This is a genomic window from Aurantiacibacter spongiae (assembly GCF_003815535.1).
Taxonomy (GTDB): Bacteria; Pseudomonadota; Alphaproteobacteria; order Sphingomonadales; family Sphingomonadaceae; genus Alteraurantiacibacter; species Alteraurantiacibacter spongiae.
Genome location: NZ_RPFZ01000001.1, coordinates 1,312,121 through 1,330,620, shown reverse-complemented (window position 1 = coordinate 1,330,620; position 18,500 = coordinate 1,312,121). Strand labels below are relative to the sequence as shown.

Below are 18,500 nucleotides of genomic sequence, written 5' to 3'. Positions count from 1 at the left end.
TGGCGGGCTGCTGGTAGCGGCGCGCCACCATGCCATCCAATCGCCGCACCTTCGCCATTATCTCGCACCCCGACGCGGGCAAGACCACGCTGACCGAGAAGCTGCTGCTGCAGGGCGGCGCGATCCACATGGCGGGCGAGGTCAAGGCGCGAGGGGCGGCGCGGCGGGCGCGGTCCGACTGGATGAAGATCGAGCAGCAGCGCGGCATCTCCGTCACCAGCTCGGTGATGACGTTCGAGAAGGCGTATGACGGCGAGACGATCACCTTCAACCTGCTCGATACGCCGGGGCACGAGGACTTTTCCGAAGACACCTACCGCACGCTGACCGCGGTCGATTCGGCGATCATGGTGCTCGACGCCGCCGCCGGTATCGAGCCGCAGACGCTCAAGCTGTTCGAGGTCTGCCGCCTGCGGTCGGTCCCCATCATCACCCTCATCAACAAGATCGACCGCGAGGGGCGCGATCCCTTCGAACTGCTCGACGAGATCGCCGACAAGCTGGCGCTCGACGTCTCGCCGATGAGCTGGCCGGTCGGCATGGGCGGTCTGTTCGAGGGCGTCTACGACTTCGAACAGGACGAGCTCTATCTGCCCGAAGGCGACGACAAGGCGTTTCGCGGCAAGACAGTGAAACTTGCCGGCCCGGGCGATCCGAAGCTTGCCGACCACCTTTCCGCCGACGGTGTCGCCCGCGTCGCCGAGGAAGGCCTGCTGGCGCGTGAGGGCTACGCCCCGTTCGATTTCGAGGCCTATCGCAATGGCGACCTGACGCCCGTCTTCTTCGGCTCCGCGCTCAAGGAGTTCGGCGTGGAGGCCATCATCGACGCCATCGCCCGGCACGCCCCGCCGCCGCGCCCGCAGCCCGCAGGCGACGGCGAGGTCAGCCCCGAACGCGACGAGGTGACGGGCTTCATCTTCAAGGTCCAGGCCAACATGGACCCCAATCACCGCGACCGGATCGCCTTCATGCGGCAGGTGTCGGGCACCTTCCGGCGCGGCATGAAGCTGACGCCGTCGGGCCTCGGCAAGCCCATCGCCGTGCATTCGCCGATCCTGTTCTTCGCGCAGGACCGCGAGATCGCCGATACCGCGCAGCCGGGCGACATCATCGGCATTCCCAATCACGGCACGCTGCGCGTGGGGGACACGCTGAGCGAGAAGGACGAGGTGCGCTTTACCGGCCTGCCCAATTTCGCCCCCGAGATCCTGCGCCGCGTCAGGCTGAAGGATCCGACCAAGACCAAGCAGCTCAGAAAGGCGCTGGACGACCTTTCCGAAGAAGGGGTGATCCAGGTATTCTATCCCGAACTCGGCGCGCAGAGTATCATCGGCGTGGTCGGGCAGTTGCAGCTCGACGTGCTGATCTCCCGCCTTTCGGCCGAGTACAAGGTCGATGCCTCGCTAGAGGATTCGCCGTTCGCCACCGCCCGCTGGCTGGCGGGAAGCGAGGAAGACCTGCGCGAATTCGAACGGTTCAACCAGGCCAACCTGGCGCGCGACCGCGACGGCGACCTCGTGTTCATGGCGAAAAGCGGGTGGGACGTCGGCTATCAGGAAGAGAAGAATCCAAAGCTGACATTCTCCGCAACCAAGGAGCGGTGACGCGAAGTTGACGAAGCTGACATCCCGTCAAGCGCAAATTTTCGTCTTTTACCTCCTGGTTTCAATAGGTTGACCGCGATTCGCGAAGGTGACAGGTGTGCGCCGCCAAAAACGCGCCCTCACCCCTGCCGCCCGCCACGGGGGCGGGGGCGATACCACGGCCCCACCACGCACCGGGAGCTGTAGGAAAGTCCGCGGCGCGGTTGTATGATCGCGGTCATGGCCGATTTCACCGCTACGCTGACGCCCGACCATATCGCCATGATCGAGGGCCAGCCCGTGTTCTTCGTCGCGACGGCGGCGCCGGATGCGCGGATCAACCTCAGCCCCAAGGGGTATGATAGCTTCCGCATCCTGTCGCCTTCGCGCGTGGCCTATCTCGACCTCGGCGGATCGGGCAACGAGACCAACGCCCACCTGCTTGCGGACGGGCGCATCACCGTCATGTTCTGCAACTTCCGGCAGCCGGCGCTGATCCTGCGCATCTACGGGCGCGCGGCGCCGGTGTTGCCGCAGGACGAGGGCTGGGACGGGCTGGCGCGGCATTTCGACCTGTTGCCCGGCACGCGGCAGATCTTCGACATCGCGGTGGACAGCGTGCAGACCTCATGCGGCTGGGGCGTGCCGGTGATGACGCTCGATCACGAACGCGCGACGCTGGTGCGCTACCACGCGCAGGCCGATCCGGACGAATGGGCGAAAAAGGCGGCCACGCGCACGCGCAGCATCGACGGACTGCCCGCCCGGCCGAGCGAACGCTACATCGCCGGGGAACTGCCGGACCACTTCGCGCGCTGAACCAGCCATGCGGCTGACCTTCGCCAGCTACAACATCCACAAGGGCATCGGGGCCGACCGACGCCGCGATCCGGCGCGCATCATGGCCGCGGTGGACGATCTGGGCGCCGATATCGTCGCCCTGCAGGAAGTCGATCTGCGCCTCGGCTCGCGCCGGGCCGTGCTCGACGAGGGCGATCTCCACCGCCGGGGCTGGCAGGTTGCCGCGGTGGGCACGAAGCAGGCGAGCATGGGCTGGCACGGCAACGCCATTCTCGTGCGTGATGGCATCGCCATCGACCATGTCGAGCCGATCGACCTGCCGGCGCTGGAACCGCGCGGTGCCCTGCGCGCGACGGTCACGCACGGCTCCACCCGCTTCTGCGTCACCGCCATGCATCTCGACCTGTCGGGCCTGCGGCGGCGGCGGCAATTCGCGACGCTGTGCGAGGGGGCGCGCGATACCGATCTGCCGGCGGTGATGATGGGCGATTGCAACGCCTGGGGCCGCCCGCGCGGGGAATTGAAGGGACTGGCCGATTACTGGTCCATCCTCACGCCCGGCCCCAGCTTTCCCGCCCGCCGCCCGGCGCTGGCGCTCGACCGGCTGATGCATTCCCCCCACTGGCATGCCCATCGCACGCAGGTGCCGAGCGACGCGCGGCTGCGCATGGCGTCGGATCATCTTCCGATCCGGGCGGAACTGGAACTGCTGCCCGTTCGATAGGCAGCCTGCCCGATTTTTGGGCGCACCCCGCCCCCTGGGCGGAGGCTTAACAAACGTAAGTCCCCGAAAACGCGGTCGGTGCCCAGACTGGCACGCCTGTTGCAACGCAGCATGACGGCCGGTGATCGTCCGGCAGGCAACAGGGGTCAGGCATGAAATTCGTCATCGCCATCATCAAACCATTCAAGCTCGACGAGGTGCGCGAGGCGCTGGCCGGGATCGGGGTCGCGGGCATGACCGTGTCCGAGGTCAAGGGGTTCGGCCGGCAGAAGGGCCAGACCGAAATCTATCGCGGGGCCGAATACTCGGTGAACATGCTGCCCAAGGTAAAGCTGGAGATCGCCACGACCGAGGAACTGGCGCCCAAGGTGGTGGAGACGATCCAGCAGACCGCCAGCACCCAGAGCATCGGCGACGGCAAGATCTTCGTGCTCGACCTCGCGTCGACCACGCGCATCCGCACCGGCGAAACCGACGAAACCGCGCTGTGACAGAGGGGTACACGTACATGATACGCACAATCGCCAAGGGCGCCGCGGGGCTTGGCGCCTCGCTGTTCGTCGCCACCGCCGCCCTCGCGCAGGATGCCGGCGTTCCCATAGAAGCCGCGACCGAGGAAGCCGCCGCGGCAGTCGCCAATCCGGGCAACAACGCCTGGATGATGACCTCGACCGTGCTCGTCCTGCTGATGATCCTGCCGGGCCTTGCCCTGTTCTACGGCGGACTGACGCGCAGCAAGAACATGCTTTCCACCATGACGCAGATCGGCGCGACTGCCGCTCTCGCGATGGTGGTGTGGATCATCTGGGGGTATTCCACGGCGTTCGGGCCGGAGGGCAATGCCTTTTTCAGCTGGGGCAATCTGTTCCTGTCCGCCACCGATGCGGACAGCACGGCCCCGACCTTCAGCGACGAGGTGATCAGCGAATACGTGTTCATCTGCTTCCAGATGACCTTCGCCGCGATCACCGCCGCGCTGATCCTGGGCGCGACGGCGGAACGGATGAAGTTTTCCGCGGTCATGCTGTTCGTGCCGATCTGGCTGACGCTCGTCTATTTCCCCATCGCGCACATGGTCTGGGCGGGGCAGGGCCTGCTGTTCAACATGACGCCCGCCGCGCTGGATTTCGCCGGCGGCACCGTGGTGCACATCAATGCCGGTGTCTCGGGCCTGGTGCTCGCCTACCTGCTGGGCAAGCGCAAGGGCTATCCGGCGGAACTGATGCCGCCCCATTCGATGACGCTGACGATGGTCGGCACCGGCCTGCTGTGGGTCGGCTGGTTCGGCTTCAACGCGGGTAGCGAGCTGGAGGCCGACGGCACCGCCGGCCTCGCCATGATCAACACCTTCGTCGCCACCGCCATGGCGGGACTGACCTGGATGCTGATGGAGCGCTTCGCCGGGCACAAGGGGTCGGCGCTGGGCTTCTGCTCGGGCATCATCGCCGGTCTTGTCGCGGTGACGCCGGCGGCGGGCAATAGCGGCCCGTTCGGCGCGCTGATCCTGGGCGGGGTGGCCTCCGTGGTCTGCTACTTCATGGTCGCCAAGGTGAAGGGCGCCATCGGCTACGACGATTCGCTCGACGCCTTCGGCATTCACGGAATCGGTGGCATCGTCGGCGCGATCGGCACCGGCATCGTCTATTCCCCGGCGCTCGGCGGGCCGGGCGATCCGGCGGAATACGCAATGGGCGCGCAACTGGTGACGCAGGTCATCGCGGTCGCCATCGCCATCGCCTGGGCCACCATCGGCACGCTGATCGCCGGCCTGATCGTCAAGGCCACGGTGGGCCTGCGCGTCTCCGACGAGGTGGAGGTCGAGGGCCTCGACATCTCCGAACACGGGGAGCGCGCCTACAACTGATACCGCACTGTCCAAGTTTGGCGGGACCGGGACTCTCTCTCCTCTCCACCGGTCCCGCCAGAACCGCGTTCCTCCTGCGAACGACCAACTCTTACGGGCCGGGGCCGAACAGCTCCGGCCCCTTTTTTGCGAGGTGGCGGTTGCACCCGGGCGGTTGCTTGCCCAAGGTGGCGGGCCGCAGACGGGGAAAGCCAGCGCATGCAGCTCATCATCGCGATCATCAAGCCGTTCAAGCTGGAGGAGGTGCGCGAGGCGCTGGCCGCGATAGGCGTATCGGGCATGACCGTCAGCGAAGCCAAGGGCTTCGGCCGGCAGAAGGGGCAGACGGAAATCTATCGCGGGGCCGAATACGCGGTGAACATGCTGCCCAAGGTGCGGCTGGAAATCGCCGCCACCGCCGATCTGTCGCCGCAGATCGTGGAAACGATCAGGCAGACCGCCAATACCGGCTCGATCGGCGACGGAAAGATCTTCGTCCTCGACCTGGCCGGGGTGAGCCGCATCAGGACCGGCGAAACCGGCGAACTGGCGATCTGAGCCGCGTGTTTGCGAGCCGCGCACGGATCGGGTCGGCGAAGTTTTCGAATCTGTATCATTTGGGCAACAAAAACGTAAGAATACGCTCTACGATGCGGCGTTCTGCCCGGTTTCCGGTGGTAAACCCTTCGCAACCTTTGTTTTTGTCCGGGAACTGACGCGCCCCTCGTTCACTGTTGCGGGGACTGCGGCGTGCGGCTTGCAGTTGTCAGCGTTCAAAGCCGCACGTAAAGGGATGGACGCAGATTGAATGGGGAATTTTCTATGCGAAAGATTGCGCTTGGTCTGGGCGTGGCGGCAGCTGCCGTTGCAGCGCCCGCCGCGGCCCGCGACGGTTCGGCCTATCTCGGGCTCGACGCCGGTGTCGTGTTTCCGGACGATTACAATATCAGGATCAGCGGCACCGACGATGCCGCCACCGCCAGCAGCGACATGGGCTGGGAACTCGGTGGCCTGATCGGCTACGACTGGGGCCGCATACGCACCGAACTGGAAGGCGCGCACAAGAAGTGGTTCAACGACACGATCACGGGTAACACCGACATCGTCGATCCGCAGGGCGTGCCGTTCTTCGGTGTGGCCCAGAATGGCGAATTCGCCTATGGCGGCGACGCGCAGCTGACTTCGGCAATGGCGAACGCCCTGCTCGATTTCGGCGGCGAGGACGGCGCGGGCTTCGCGATCGGCGCCGGCGCCGGTTACACCTGGCTGAACCTCGATTCGCGTCTCGACAACAATGACGGCTCGTACCTGTTCGACGATGACGATGACGGCTTCGCGTGGCAGGCGATCGCCCAGGTCCGCATCCCGGTGACCAGCAATGCCGAGATCGGTCTGAAGTATCGCTATCTCAACACGCACGAATACACGTTCCGCGACAATCTCGGGCGCACGAACGATTTCGACCTGTCGACGCACTCGGCGCTGCTCAGCCTGCTGATCAATTTCGGCGGTCGCGAAGAAATCGCGCCCCCGCCGCCGCCGCCGCCCCCGCCGCCGCCTCCGCCGCCGCCTCCCCCGCCGCCTCCGCCGCCGCCTCCGCCGGTCGCGCAGTGCAACACGGGTCCGTACATCGTGTTCTTCGACTGGGATTCGGCCGAGATCACGCCGGAAGCGGCCACGGTGCTCAACTCCGCGGTTACCGCCTATGGTGACTGCGGCACGGCGCAGGTCATGCTGGCCGGCTACACCGACCGGTCCGGCACGGTGCAGTACAACCTCGGCCTCGCGGCACGCCGCAACAACTCGGTCCAGGCCTATCTGACCAACCGCGGCATCCCCGCCTCGCGCATCTCGAGCGAAGCGTTCGGCGAAGCCAATCCGCGCGTCCCGACCGCCGACGGCGTTCGCGAGCTGCAGAACCGCCGCGTGCAGATCACCTACGGTCCGAACTCGGGCATGTAAGCTCTGCCGCTATGGCAAGCGAAAGGGGGCCGCCGGACACCTGTCCGGCGGCCCTTTTTCTGTGCGGGCTTGCAAAACAGGGCAGCTGGATCGTCGCCGCTCTACGGGCGGAATGGGGCCGAGTTCCGCGATTTGCGACCCTGCATGATGCCCCGCTGCCGGGGGACGCCAATGATGCGGACGCCGCCCATGGGGCTGATGGCGGTGTTCGCGAGGTTTGCCGAACTGCGGTGTGCCGGGCGCCGGTCGATCCCGTCCCGCTCCCCCGGCGGATCCCGCGCCGGCCCCCATGGGGTGCATTCAGGGTTGCATGTCCGGTGCCGCCGCGCCGCGCTGCGAGCGCATCCACCGGTCGCGGATCGTCGCGGAGGTTTCCCGGCTGCCGTCGTGGCTCCAGCCCGGTTCGCGCCACAGATAGCTCGCCTTGTATCGCCACGGCGCCCCGCGCAGATCGCGTCCGATCGCCAGCCATTCATGGAAAACCGCGCGCAGCAGGTTGAACGTCCCCAGCTGGCTGACGATGCCGTAGCGGATGCGTTCGCCATCGACTTCCGGTTCGAACGTGCCGAACAGCCTGTCCCACACGATGAAGGTGCCGGCGAAATTGCGGTCGAGATAGCGCGGATTGACGGCATGATGGACGCGGTGGTGCGAGGGCGTGTTCATCACCGCCTCGAACCAGCGGGGCAGTCGTCCGACCGCCTCCGTATGGATCCAGAACTGGTAGACCAGGTTCAGCCCCGCGCAGGCGAGGACCATTCCCGGCTCGAACCCGGCCGCCGCCAGCGGCAGGCGGAAGAGGAAGGACAGGGCGATGAAGCCCGTCCAGCTCTGCCGCAGGGCGGTCGACAGGTTGTAGTGCTGGCTGGAATGATGGTTCACATGGCTCGCCCAAAACCAGCGCACCCGGTGGGCGCTGCGATGGAAGGCGTAATAGGCAAGATCGTCGAGCACGAAGCAGACCGGCCAGGCCCACCAGGCCCAGCCGACGCCGAGCGGAGACAGGGTGTGGACCCAGCCGAGCAGCGCGGCCACCGCGCCGCCCGTCAGGGCCCCCGCCACCGTACTGCCGAGTCCGATGGCGAGCGACAGCGCCGTGTCGCGGGTTTCGTAGGCGCCGCGGACCCCGCGCGCCCGCACCCATGCCATCTCCGCCACGATCAGCCCGACGAAGACCGGGATGGCGTAGGGCAGCGGATCGAACCCCATCGGCCGGTCAGCCCTTCGCCCGGCGGATGTCCGCCCAGTACGCCGCCTCGTCGCCCAGCGTCAGGGTGAGGGGGCGAGCGCCCTGTTCATGCATGGCGATTCGCAGCACGCCGTCTTCCGCCCGAAGCGTGCCCCCGGCAGGCACGAGCCGCGCGACGAATCGCCCGCCGTGCGGAACCAGCACGGCGACCTTCCCCCCGGCATCGCGCGCGATGGCCCCGCGTCCGTCCTGGTCGAGGGTAAGGTGAAGCGGCCGGAAACCGCCGAGATCGCTGAGAACATCGAGCGCCTCGCCCTCGCTTTCCAGCTTCGCGCCGACCGAGAAGCCGAGTCGATGGGCGATGAGGACGAGGCTACCGACCGCCAGCAGCGATGCCGCGAACTGCGCCGCCATCGCCTCCGCCCCGCTCATTCCCCGGCGCGGGCGGACAGCGCCATTATGGCCTGGCGCACCGGGGCTATGTCGTAACCGGCTTCTGCCGCCGCGCGGGCGATGGTGTCCGTATCCTCCCCTTGTTGCGCACGGGCGAGCGCCCACAGCAGCGTGGAACGGGTGCCCGATCGGCAATAGGCGAGCACCTTGCCATCGGCGGCCGCCAGCGCTTCGGCCATCGCATCGACCTGCGGCCCGCTGAAGCCTGCGTGACCCACGGGGATGGCCCGGTAATCGAGGCCGGCGGCGCGCGCGGCGGCCTCGATCGCGTCACCTTCCGGCTGATCCTCCACCTCGCCGTCGGGGCGGTTGTTGACGATCATCGCGAAGCCGCGCTCGCGCGCCTCGGCGACGTCGTCGAGGGTGATCTGCGGGCTCGCCCACACCTGATCCGTCAGTCTGCGAAAATCACTCATGATAGGGTCTCCCGTCGCGCCCGGGCGCCGCTGGCCCGGTTGCGCTTGACCATGTTGAGCAGTTCCACGCCCACCGAAAAGCCCATCGCGACGTAGATGTAGCCCTTGGGAACATGGAACCCGAAGGCATCGGCGATCAGCACGAGCCCGATCATCACCAGGAAGCTGAGCGCGAGCATGACCAGCGTCGGGTTCCTGTCGATGAAGTTCGCCAGCGGATCGGCGGCGAACAGCATGATGGTGACGGTGATGATGACGGCAGCGACCATGATCGGGATCTCGTCCGTCATGCCGACCGCAGTGAGGATCGAATCGATGGAGAACACCATGTCGAGAACGATGATCTGCGCGATGGCCCCGCCGAAGGTCATCGTCGCCGCCTGCACCCCGCCGGTGGTGGCATCGGGGTTCATGACGTCGGGCGCGGTATCGCCCGGTTCCATCGAGTGATGGATTTCCTTGGTGGCCTTCCACAGGAGGAACAGGCCCCCTGCCAGCAGGATCAGGTCGCGTCCGGAAAAGGCGGTCTCGAAAGTCGGTTCGCCATGAGGGCCGGGCGCACCCTCCAGACCGAGATCGAACAGCGGCGCCTGCAGCGTGACGAGCCAGCCGATCAGGAGCAGGAGGCCGATCCGCATGACGAGTGCGAGAATCAGGCCGATCCGCCGGGCGCGCGACTGCTGTTCCTCCGGCAGTTTGGCCGAGACGATCGCAATGAACACGAGGTTGTCGATCCCCAGCACCACCTCCAGCGCGATGAGCGTCAGCAGCGCCAGCCACGCGGCGGGATCGGTCAGGAGGGCGACGATATCCATGCCGCTTCCATGCCGCAGCACCCGGTTTCGGGCAAGACGAAGGGGCGGGTGTGTGACGCAAATGCCGCTGCCGCGAAGGTTGTAATCTGAAAAGGTTCGCGTCCGCGTCAAATTGAGTCTATGAACAGGCGGTTAGCGTGGCGGGGCAAGTCCTTCCGCTTCCTGGCGACGGGTAATTCGTCCGCTTCGTCGTCCAGAAAAACGAGGACGGGATTGAAGGTTTAGTAGTTTCATGGGTTACGACAAAGGACGTCGCGGTCGGGGACGTGACAAGCGCGACAGCATCGGCGAAGAGGGTTACGATCCCTTCATGGATGGCGGCCCGCCCCCCGGCGGCGGCTGGCGCGATGGCGGCAACGATCGCTTCGGCGGCGGTGGCGGTGGCGGTTACGGCGGCGGGGATCGCTTCGGCGACGATCGCGGCGGTAATCGTGGCGGCGGCTTCGGCGGCCATCGCGGTGGCGGCGGTGGCTTCGGCGGCGGCGGTCGCGGCGGACCTCGCGGCGGCGGCGGCGGCATGCCGGCGCAGGTCGTCGGCACCGGCCAGGGCAAGGTCAAGTTCTTCAACGCGCAGAAGGGCTTCGGCTTCATCCAGCGTGACGAGGGCGGGGAAGACGTGTTCGTCCACATCAGCCAGGTCGAGCGGGCCGGGCTGGAAGGCCTGGCCGAAGGGCAGGAGCTGCAGTTCAACCTGGTCGATCGCGGCGGGAAGGTTTCCGCGGCCGATCTTCAGGTCGTGGGCGATGTCATCGAACCCGCGCCCCGCGCCCCGCAGCGCGAGCTGACCGGCGAGAAGGCCGTTGGCACGGTGAAGTTCTTCAATTCCATGAAGGGCTTCGGCTTCATCACTCGTGACGATGGCAAGGAAGACGCCTTCGTGCATATCAGCGCGGTGGAACGCTCCGGCCTGCAGGGCATCGACGAGGGCGACCGGTTCGAGTTCGATCTGGAAGTCGACCGACGCGGCAAGTATTCGGCCGTGAACCTGGTGCCGGTGCAGGGCTGATACTGCCCCGCGCCTGACGGACGGGGGCGGCCGGCGTTTGACCGGCCGCCTCCTCCCCCATACACGTTCGAACCACAAGCGCGGTCTGTTCAGGCCGCTTTCGTCATTTCAGCCGAGAGGAAGTTTCCATGTCGATCACCCCGCTCATGCCCGTCTATCCGCGTTGCGGCGTGCGTCCGGTGCGCGGGGACAACTGCCATCTGATCGACGAGGACGGCACGCGCTATCTCGATTTCGCGGCCGGGATCGCGGTGAACCTGCTCGGCCATTCGCATCCGGGCCTGATCGGCGCGATCCAGGAACAGGCCGGCACGCTGATGCACGTCAGCAACCTCTATGGCAGTCCACAGGGCGAGGCACTGGCGCAGCGGCTGGTCGATGCGACCTTCGCCGACACGGTGTTCTTCACCAATTCGGGGGCGGAGGCCGTCGAATGCGCGATCAAGACCGCGCGCGCCTATCACCAGGCCGGCGGAAACGAGGAGCGCTTCGAGCTCATCACCTTCAAGAACGCCTTTCACGGCCGCACGATGGCAACCATCAGCGCGTCCAATCAGGACAAGATGCACAAGGGCTTCAATCCCCTGCTGCCCGGCTTCCGTTATGTCGAATTCGACGATCTGGAGGGCGCGAAGGCGGCTGTCGGGCCGAACATCGCCGGTTTTCTGGTAGAGCCGGTGCAGGGCGAGGGCGGCATCCGCGTCGCCAGCCAGGCGTTCATGCGCGGCCTGCGCGACCTTGCCGACGAGCACGATCTGATGCTGGTGCTGGACGAGGTGCAGTGCGGCGTCGCGCGTACCGGCACGCTCTACGCGCACGAACAGTTCGGTATCGAGCCCGACGTCATGGCGACCGCGAAGGGGATCGGGGGCGGCTTCCCGCTCGGCGCCTGCCTCGCGACCGAAAAGGCAGCGCGCGGAATGACCTTCGGCACGCACGGCTCCACCTATGGCGGCAACCCGCTGGCGATGGCAGCCGGACAGGCGGTAATGGAGGAAGTGGCGAACGACGCCTTCCTTGCCGCGGTGCGCGAGAAAGGGGAGCGGCTGCGTTCCCGGCTCGAACAGTTCATCGGCAACTATCCCGACCTGTTCGAGGAAGTGCGCGGCCTGGGGTTGATGCTCGGCCTGAAGATGAAGGTCGAACCGCGCCCCTTCATGCAGCATCTGCGCGACGATCATCAGCTGCTGACCGTTGCCGCCGGCGATCACACGCTGCGTCTGCTGCCACCGCTGGTCATCGGCGATGCTGAAATGGACGAGTTCATCGAGAAGCTGTCCGCCGGCGCCGCGGCCTACCGCGTGCCAGAGCCGGCATGACCGGGGTTGCCGCGGCGCAAGGACCGCTAGTTCGCCATTTCACCGACCTTGCCGCCGCGGGCGGCGAGGCCATAGCGGCGATGCTGGTCGATGCGCTGGACCGCAAGGCGGAACGGCGCGGCTGGCCCAAGGGCAGGCCCGATGCGGACGCGCCGCTCGACCGGCACGTGCTGGGCATGGTGTTCGAAAAAAGCTCCACCCGCACGCGCGTCAGTTTCGATATCGCCATGCGCCAGCTCGGCGGTTCGGCCATCATTCTCGACGCCGGTACCTCGCAACTGGGGCGGGGGGAGAGCGTCGCCGATACCGCGCGGGTGCTCAGCCGTATGGCCGATGCGATCATGGTGCGAACCGACGATCATGCCAAGATCGAGGAAATGGCGCACCATGCCGACGTACCCGTCATCAACGGGCTGACCGACCGCTCCCATCCGTGCCAGATCGTCGCCGACCTGCTGACGATCATCGAGCATGGCAAGGCGCTGCCGGGGTTGGACGTCGCCTGGCTGGGCGACGGCAACAACGTGCTGCACTCGATCCTGGAAGCGGCAGGGCTGCTGAGGTTCAACGTGCGGGTCGGCACGCCTTCGGGGTTTGCACCGGATGCCGAATTCGTCGACAGGGCGCGCCGGGCCGGCTCGCAGGTTATGCTGACGCAGGACGCTGCCGCCGCCGCCAGCGGGGCGGATGTCGTCGTCACCGACACCTGGGTGTCGATGGGGCAGGACCATGCGGCTCGCAAACTGGCCGCAATGGAGCCCTACCGCGTCGATGCGGCTTTGATGGGCCGGGCGAAACCGGACGCGATCTTCCTTCACTGCCTGCCCGCGCATGTCGGCGAGGAAGTGAGCGAAGAGGTGTTCGAAGGGCCGCAATCGGTCGTGTTCGACGAGGCGGAAAACCGCATCCATGCGCAGAAATCCATCCTGCGCTGGTGCTTCGGGCAGATCGCCTGACACTTTTATTGGCGCGCCGCGGCCCCATATGCGCGGGATGAACAATACGCAGAGTCAGACTTTTTCCGATCAATTGCTGGCATTCGCCATTCCTGGCCGCAACAGTCGCGGCCGCGTCGTGCGACTGGGGCCGGTGCTCGAGAATATCCTCGCGGCGCACGACTATCCCAAGGCGATCCGCCATGCACTTGCCGAGGCTTTGGTGTTGACGGCGCTGATGGGCGGTCTGCTGAAGGAGGACGACGATCAGCTGACCGTGCAGATCCAGTCCAGGGGCGGAATTGCGAGCCTGCTGGTGTGCGATTATCGCGCGGGGATGCTGCGCGGCTATGTCCAGCACGATGCGGAGCGGGTGGCCTATGCCGGAGCCAGCCCGACCTTGCAGACCCTGTTCGGCAGCGGACATCTGGCGATCACCTTCGATATTGCCCGCACCGGCAAGCGCTATCAGGGCATCGTACCGCTGGAGGGTGCCTCGCTCTCTCGCGCGGTCGAGAACTACTTCTTCCAGAGCGAGCAGGTTCCGACCCTCATCCGCACCGCGATCAGCGACGGACCGGAGGGCACGCTGGCCGCCGGCCTGCTGGTGCAGCACATGCCCGAGGGCGAGGAAGGACGCGAAAGGTTGCACGTGCAGCTCGATCATCCCGAATGGGAGCATGTCGAGGTGCTGGCCGGCAGCCTGCGCCACGAGGAACTGGTCGAACGGTCACTGCCGTTGGAAGAAATCGTCTGGCGGCTCTACCATGAAGAGGACAGGGTCCTGATCAATCCGGGAACGGAGCTGGCGAAGGGATGCCGTTGTTCGGAGAGCTATTACGAGCAGGTGCTGGCGCGCTTTCCCAAGGAAGACCGGCGCGAAATGGTGAACGAAGACGGGATAATCCTGGTCGACTGCGCGTTTTGTTCGAAGCAGTTTGCCATTCAGGACTGACGCGGCACGCCGCGGGCAGAGAGCAACTGATCGTTCACCCCCACCGGGCATGGTCGGGGTGACCAAACGGGGTTTCTAATGGTGATGAAGGTCATGGTTCGTCTTCTGGGTGTCGCTGCGGTCGCGGCTGCCGCGGCCTTTCCGGTCGCCGCGCAAGCACCCGGCCTCGCCATGCTCGGCGGGCTGGAAAAGGGCAGCTGGCTGCTGCGGACCCGCTCGGATGGCGAGAACCGCCGCATCTGCGTGCGCACGGGCCGCGAGTTCATCCAGCTGCGGCACCGCAATCCCGGCTGCGAGCGCTTCGTGGTGCAGGACGACCCGCGCGAGGTAACGGTGCAGTACACCTGCCGCGGGAACGGCTATGGCCGCACCACCATCCGCCGCGAAAGCAGCGAGCTGGTGCAGATACGCAGCCAGGGCATTCACGGCGGGCGCCCCTTCGTCATAGAGGGCGAGGCCCGGCGCACCGGCGGTTGCTGACCGGTCCTAGCATCCCCTTGCTAACCATCCGGATCGGACCTAGCCGGGTCGCATGACCGACACGCCCGCCGCCACCGCCGTCGTCCTGCTGTCCGGCGGGCTCGATTCGATGGTGAGCGCAGCCCTCGCGCGGGAGGACGGCTTCGAGGTCGCCGCGCTGTCGATCGATTACGGGCAGCGCCATAAGCGCGAACTGCAATCGGCGAGGGCGATCGCGCATAGGCTAGGGGTGAAGAGGCATGTCGTCCTTCCGCTAGACCTGCGACAATTCGGCGGGTCGGCGCTCACGGCCGATATCGACGTGCCGAAGGACGGCGTGGGGGAGGAGATTCCGGTAACCTACGTCCCGGCGCGCAATCTCGTCTTCCTCGCGCTCACCACCGCCTTCGCCGAAAGTTGCGGGTCGCGAGACATCTTCATCGGTGTGAACGCGCTCGATTATTCGGGCTATCCCGATTGCCGCCCCGAATTCATCGCCAGCTTCGCCGAAACCGCCCGGCTCGGCACGAAGCAGGGAATGGAGGATGGAGCCTTCGCGATCCACGCGCCGCTCCAGCATCTTACCAAGGCAGACATCGCCCGCGAATGCGCCCGCCTAAATCTCGATCCGGCGTGGAGCTGGTCATGCTACGACCCGGCCCCGTCGGGGGAAGCTTGCGGGCTGTGCGATTCGTGCCGCCTGCGCATCCGGGGATTTGCCGAGGCGGGGGTGGCGGACGCCACGCGTTACGCAGCAGCGCCCCGGTAGTCCCCCGGCCGCCGCTGTCTAACCGCGCCGCACCACGCCGCAGGCGATACGGCTGCCTGCGTCCCCGGCGGGATCAGTGCGATAGTCGTCTTCGCTTTCATGCACCACGATGGCGGTGCCGTCGGTGTCGAAGATGGCAGGAGCGATCCGGTCGCGCGTTCCGCGCAGGATCGTGCTGACCGTTCCGACGCCGTTCTCGACAGCGAAATTGGGAAGGTCGCCGAGATGCGCGCCCTGCGGATTGCGGGTGCCATGCTGGTTGTTGCCGGGGTTGAGGTGGCCGCCGGCGGAGGTGAAATCCTGTGCGCTGCAATTGCCCGTCTGATGCAGGTGAATTGCGTGCGTACCGTCGGGCAGGCCGTTGAACGAGGCCGTCATCGTAACCTCTCCGCCCAGCGAATACATACGGGCGATCCCGACCTGCTGACCGGCGCGGTTCTCGATGGTGGCGGTGCCGATCTCGTCGGCGGTGTTCTCGTAGGCCGTCTGGCAACCGGCGGTCGAGACGGCGGCGAGGCCTGCAAGGGCGAGCGTCATGCGGTTCATGGCGGAGGGTCCTTCCGTTCCTGCTGTCCACCGCCAACGGGTCACGGCCGCAAAGGGTCCGTCATCCGGGCGGAATGACGCCAGCCGCGGCGAGGGCCTCGATCAGTTCGGCGATCGCCGTTCGCGCCTCCGCGTCGACGACCGCTCCGCCCGCAGGCGCGGGGGGGGCGGACGGCGCGGCGCCAGTCGCCATCAAAGCGCATGAGCTGCAGCGATTGCAAGTCGAGCACGGTCATTCCGGTCACGGGCGCGGCAAACAGCCACGTGCCGGCCTGCCGGCAGGCGATGCGGCCGTCCCGACCGATCCAGGCGCCGGTCGCGCCGGCCCCTACCAGCCAGCATTCGCCGTTTTCCGGCGAGGTGGGCGGGGTATCCGCCTCGCCCTCGATAACCGGATGCAGCAGGGCGTCTATCAGCGCCAGCGCCTCGTTGACCGTGAACTCCTTCTGCGCCTGCCCCGCGAACAGGTTGGGCAAGGCATGGCGGGCGGTAGCGGATTGGTAAGTGACGGGATCGGTCATGATGGCCTCAATCGATGGTGAGAAGGAGCAGGGGTTGCGAACGCGCGAAGCTGCCGATCTGACGTACCCAGAGCGGCTTGCCGGAATGATCCCGGCGGAGGTTTTCGAGCGTAGCTGGGGACAGAGCGAGCGTGGGTTCGGACACCTGCCAGCCGAGATCCGGCCGGTCCGGCGCGCCCACGCCGATCTCGTAGCTTTCGCTGTCCTCGACGAGGGGGACGTCGGCGCCGTCCGTCCAGCGCCACGCCCCGCGCGCACGCCGGGTCCAGGCGAGCGTCATGCCGCCCGCGGGCAGCCGGAACCGGCGCGGGTGAACCGGGGCCAGCGGCGTCCGGCTCAGGCCCGCATTGGCGATGGGGGCGAGCACCGGATCAGTATCCGCAAGCCCGATGGCGGCCAGCATCCCGGCGGAGCCGACAATGTCGGGATCGAGGGCATTGGGCCGGTCGTCGAGCAACACGAAAGGGCTCCGGGCGTCCGCACCCAGGACGGCACGATGCTCGGTTCCGCCGCGACCGCGAAGCAGGCCGGAAAGCCTCCAGCGGCGCTCTCCCAGCGGAGCGGCCTCGAGGAATTGTATCACCTCCTCACCGATAAGCGCGCGATTGGCGCCGCCGGCAAGATCCTCGCTCGTGCAGGACCGCAGGGCGAAATCCGCCGCGACCAGTTCGATTTCCATTACCGCCAGGCGGTCGAGCAGCACCGCGCTGGAGGGCGGCAGGGCGCCGAGGGTCTTGCCGAACACGCTGCGGCGCGACCCGGTGGCGCCGAGGGGGCGCAGACTGCCCCCTTCCTCGGCGTAGAGGACGGCCCCGGTCCATCCCGCGCTGGCCGAGCTCGCCGCGGCAAAGACACGGCGGTCGGCGGCGTTGCCGATGCCGTCCTAGGGGAGTTCGTAGGCCTGGAGCAGGGTGGGCGTGGCGACGAGGTCGGGCGGAGCGAGCGCCTGTCCCGCATCGACCGCACGCGCTTTCGCGCGGTGCCATGGAAGCCGGCGCAGATCGAGTTCCACGCCGGTTTCGCGCCATCCCCAGCCCTCGATCCGCCAGCGGCCCGGCCGGTCAGGGACCGCCACGATCGCGCCGGGGGTCAAGGCCGGGTCGAGTTCGGCGATACGCCAGGACAGCCGCTCCTGCGCCGTATCCGCCCGCTGCGCCGCGTCATCCGCGAGGCGCTGCGCGTCGGAGGCCCGCAGCGCGCCGGGAAATTCGATGAGTCGCTGCCCGCCACTGCGTGCCCGTCCGCCGGCGCGTTGCAGTCCGGGCTGATAGTCGCGCGCGATGTCGTAGTAGCGCAATCCCTCCGGTACCGAACGGGAATCGGCGCGAAGCTGAATGCTGCGGCCCTGCGTGCGGCCAAAGGCGTCGCCGGTCGTATCGACGACGGGGGGCGGAAGGGCGGCAACCGGCCCGCCTTCGGGCGCCCCGTCGGAAATCGCCAGGGTTTCGCCGCCCGCGTCGCAGGCGATCGGATACAACCGGTCGACCGAGGACAGGAGGCCGAGCACCGGGCCGCCCTCGTCCGAATAGCCGATGAGCGCGGTCAGGTCGCGGTGCACCGCAGCGACCGGAGCCGCGGGGGCGATCATCTGCGCCAGGCTGACATCACCGTCATCGGCGACGATCTCGAAGGTGAGCGCCGGTATACGGTTGCCGAATTCCGCCAGCTGCAGATCCTCGAACACGCAATAAGCGAGGCCGCGGAAGGCCGGACACGATATGCCCTCGGCCGAGGCGATGAGCGGATCGACCGGCTGATCGCGGCGACCTTCGTAAACGCGCAAGGTGCCCGCGACCTTCAGATCGCCCGCGGTGCCGCGCAGCAGGTTCCCGTCCGCCCAGATGCGGCGCACCGCGCGGATGGGCCGGCTGGCGAGCGCCACCGCGAAGGAAATCGAGTAGCTGTAGGTGGTGGTCGACCCGCGGCCCTTGCCTCCGCCCGTTTCCTCGCTCGATTCGACGAGATCGGTTGCCCAGATGATCGTGCCGGATGCGCGCATGGTGCCGAAATGGCGTGGAACGGGAGAACCGTAGCTCGACGTCGTGACGGCGAGTTCGCGAAGACGCGATCCTTCGCGGTCGGCGGGGGCGAACAGGGCGCCGTCTATACGGCTGCCGACGAGCGAACCGAGCGCCCCGCCGAGCGGACCGCCGATGGCCGTGCCGACGGCGGTGAGTACGAGTGTAGCCATGAGGAAACTTTCG

At 67.0% G+C, this 18,500-nt stretch carries 21 protein-coding genes; 13 read left to right on the top strand and 8 right to left on the bottom strand.

Annotated features, from left to right (window positions below; all coding sequences use genetic code 11):
* The first annotated feature begins 29 nt into the window (after positions 1-29).
* The 7 genes from EG799_RS06450 to EG799_RS06420 all read left to right on the top strand — a co-directional run bounded on the left by EG799_RS06450 (position 30) and on the right by EG799_RS06420 (position 6,913).
* Positions 30-1,604, top strand: coding sequence for a peptide chain release factor 3 (locus tag EG799_RS06450; protein WP_123879587.1), 1,575 nt, complete (start codon positions 30-32; stop codon positions 1,602-1,604).
* Positions 1,605-1,823: 219 nt separating this feature from the next.
* Positions 1,824-2,402, top strand: coding sequence for a pyridoxamine 5'-phosphate oxidase family protein (locus EG799_RS06445; RefSeq protein WP_123879585.1), 579 nt, complete (start codon positions 1,824-1,826; stop codon positions 2,400-2,402).
* Between the two features lie 7 nt (positions 2,403-2,409).
* Positions 2,410-3,108, top strand: a complete 699-nt coding sequence (locus EG799_RS06440) for an endonuclease/exonuclease/phosphatase family protein (RefSeq protein ID WP_123879583.1) — start codon at positions 2,410-2,412, stop codon at positions 3,106-3,108.
* A 152-nt stretch (positions 3,109-3,260) separates the two neighbouring features.
* A complete protein-coding gene (locus EG799_RS06435) occupies positions 3,261-3,599 on the top strand; it encodes a P-II family nitrogen regulator (protein ID WP_123879581.1) in 339 nt (112 codons plus the stop codon).
* A gap of 17 nt (positions 3,600-3,616) precedes the next feature.
* A complete protein-coding gene (locus EG799_RS06430) occupies positions 3,617-4,972 on the top strand; it encodes an ammonium transporter (protein ID WP_123879579.1) in 1,356 nt (451 codons plus the stop codon).
* A gap of 198 nt (positions 4,973-5,170) precedes the next feature.
* Positions 5,171-5,509, top strand: a complete 339-nt coding sequence (locus EG799_RS06425) for a P-II family nitrogen regulator (protein WP_123879577.1) — start codon at positions 5,171-5,173, stop codon at positions 5,507-5,509.
* Between the two features lie 264 nt (positions 5,510-5,773).
* Entirely contained in the window at positions 5,774-6,913 is a 1,140-nt protein-coding gene (locus EG799_RS06420; RefSeq protein WP_123879575.1) for an OmpA family protein, read from the top strand.
* Between the two features lie 300 nt (positions 6,914-7,213).
* Here EG799_RS06420 and EG799_RS06415 read toward each other — a convergent pair whose 3' ends face one another.
* The 4 genes from EG799_RS06415 to EG799_RS06400 are packed head-to-tail and all read right to left on the bottom strand — an operon-like array spanning position 7,214 to position 9,786.
* Positions 7,214-8,122 (bottom strand): sterol desaturase family protein, encoded by a 909-nt coding sequence (locus EG799_RS06415; RefSeq protein WP_123879573.1) that lies wholly within the window; start codon positions 8,120-8,122, stop codon positions 7,214-7,216.
* A gap of 7 nt (positions 8,123-8,129) precedes the next feature.
* Positions 8,130-8,534, bottom strand: a complete 405-nt coding sequence (locus EG799_RS06410) for a hypothetical protein (RefSeq protein ID WP_123879571.1) — start codon at positions 8,532-8,534, stop codon at positions 8,130-8,132.
* Complete coding sequence (locus tag EG799_RS06405; RefSeq protein ID WP_123879569.1) at positions 8,531-8,971, bottom strand: TIGR01244 family sulfur transferase; 441 nt, start codon at positions 8,969-8,971, stop codon at positions 8,531-8,533. The genes EG799_RS06410 and EG799_RS06405 overlap by 4 nt, the downstream gene beginning before the upstream one ends.
* Complete coding sequence (locus EG799_RS06400) at positions 8,968-9,786, bottom strand: TerC family protein (protein ID WP_123879567.1); 819 nt, start codon at positions 9,784-9,786, stop codon at positions 8,968-8,970. The genes EG799_RS06405 and EG799_RS06400 overlap by 4 nt, the downstream gene beginning before the upstream one ends.
* 232 nt (positions 9,787-10,018) lie before the next feature.
* Here EG799_RS06400 and EG799_RS14325 point away from each other — a divergent pair, with 232 nt between their 5' ends.
* From EG799_RS14325 to queC, 6 genes are all read left to right on the top strand, one after another.
* Positions 10,019-10,792, top strand: a complete 774-nt coding sequence (locus tag EG799_RS14325; RefSeq protein ID WP_123879566.1) for a cold-shock protein — start codon at positions 10,019-10,021, stop codon at positions 10,790-10,792.
* Between the two features lie 128 nt (positions 10,793-10,920).
* Positions 10,921-12,111: an aspartate aminotransferase family protein gene (locus EG799_RS06390; RefSeq protein WP_123879564.1), complete on the top strand. Its 1,191-nt coding sequence runs from the start codon at positions 10,921-10,923 to the stop codon at positions 12,109-12,111.
* Positions 12,108-13,067, top strand: coding sequence for an ornithine carbamoyltransferase (gene argF, locus EG799_RS06385; RefSeq protein WP_123879562.1), 960 nt, complete (start codon positions 12,108-12,110; stop codon positions 13,065-13,067). Before EG799_RS06390 ends, argF begins: the two co-directional genes overlap by 4 nt.
* 28 nt (positions 13,068-13,095) lie before the next feature.
* Complete coding sequence (gene hslO, locus EG799_RS06380; RefSeq protein ID WP_407641220.1) at positions 13,096-14,001, top strand: Hsp33 family molecular chaperone HslO; 906 nt, start codon at positions 13,096-13,098, stop codon at positions 13,999-14,001.
* A gap of 93 nt (positions 14,002-14,094) precedes the next feature.
* The gene (locus EG799_RS06375) at positions 14,095-14,481 is read left to right on the top strand and encodes a hypothetical protein (RefSeq protein WP_234029056.1); all 387 of its coding nucleotides are present in this window, start codon (positions 14,095-14,097) and stop codon (positions 14,479-14,481) included.
* Positions 14,482-14,533: 52 nt separating this feature from the next.
* Positions 14,534-15,229 carry a 7-cyano-7-deazaguanine synthase QueC gene (gene queC, locus EG799_RS06370; RefSeq protein ID WP_123879558.1) on the top strand — a complete coding sequence of 232 codons (696 nt, stop codon included), beginning with the start codon at positions 14,534-14,536 and terminating at the stop codon, positions 15,227-15,229.
* 18 nt (positions 15,230-15,247) lie between these two features.
* On the opposite strand, the gene EG799_RS06365 is transcribed toward queC, so the two are convergent.
* From EG799_RS06365 to EG799_RS06350, 4 genes are all read right to left on the bottom strand, one after another.
* A complete protein-coding gene (locus tag EG799_RS06365) occupies positions 15,248-15,775 on the bottom strand; it encodes a superoxide dismutase family protein (RefSeq protein WP_123879556.1) in 528 nt (175 codons plus the stop codon).
* A gap of 41 nt (positions 15,776-15,816) precedes the next feature.
* The gene (locus EG799_RS06360; RefSeq protein WP_234029055.1) at positions 15,817-16,296 is read right to left on the bottom strand and encodes a DUF2793 domain-containing protein; all 480 of its coding nucleotides are present in this window, start codon (positions 16,294-16,296) and stop codon (positions 15,817-15,819) included.
* Positions 16,297-16,303: 7 nt separating this feature from the next.
* On the bottom strand, positions 16,304-17,041 hold the full coding sequence (locus tag EG799_RS06355; protein WP_123879554.1) for a GTA baseplate fiber-binding domain-containing protein: 738 nt from the start codon (positions 17,039-17,041) through the stop codon (positions 16,304-16,306).
* 138 nt (positions 17,042-17,179) lie between these two features.
* A complete protein-coding gene (locus EG799_RS06350) occupies positions 17,180-18,487 on the bottom strand; it encodes a phage tail protein (protein ID WP_158611030.1) in 1,308 nt (435 codons plus the stop codon).
* Between the last annotated feature and the right edge of the window lie 13 nt (positions 18,488-18,500).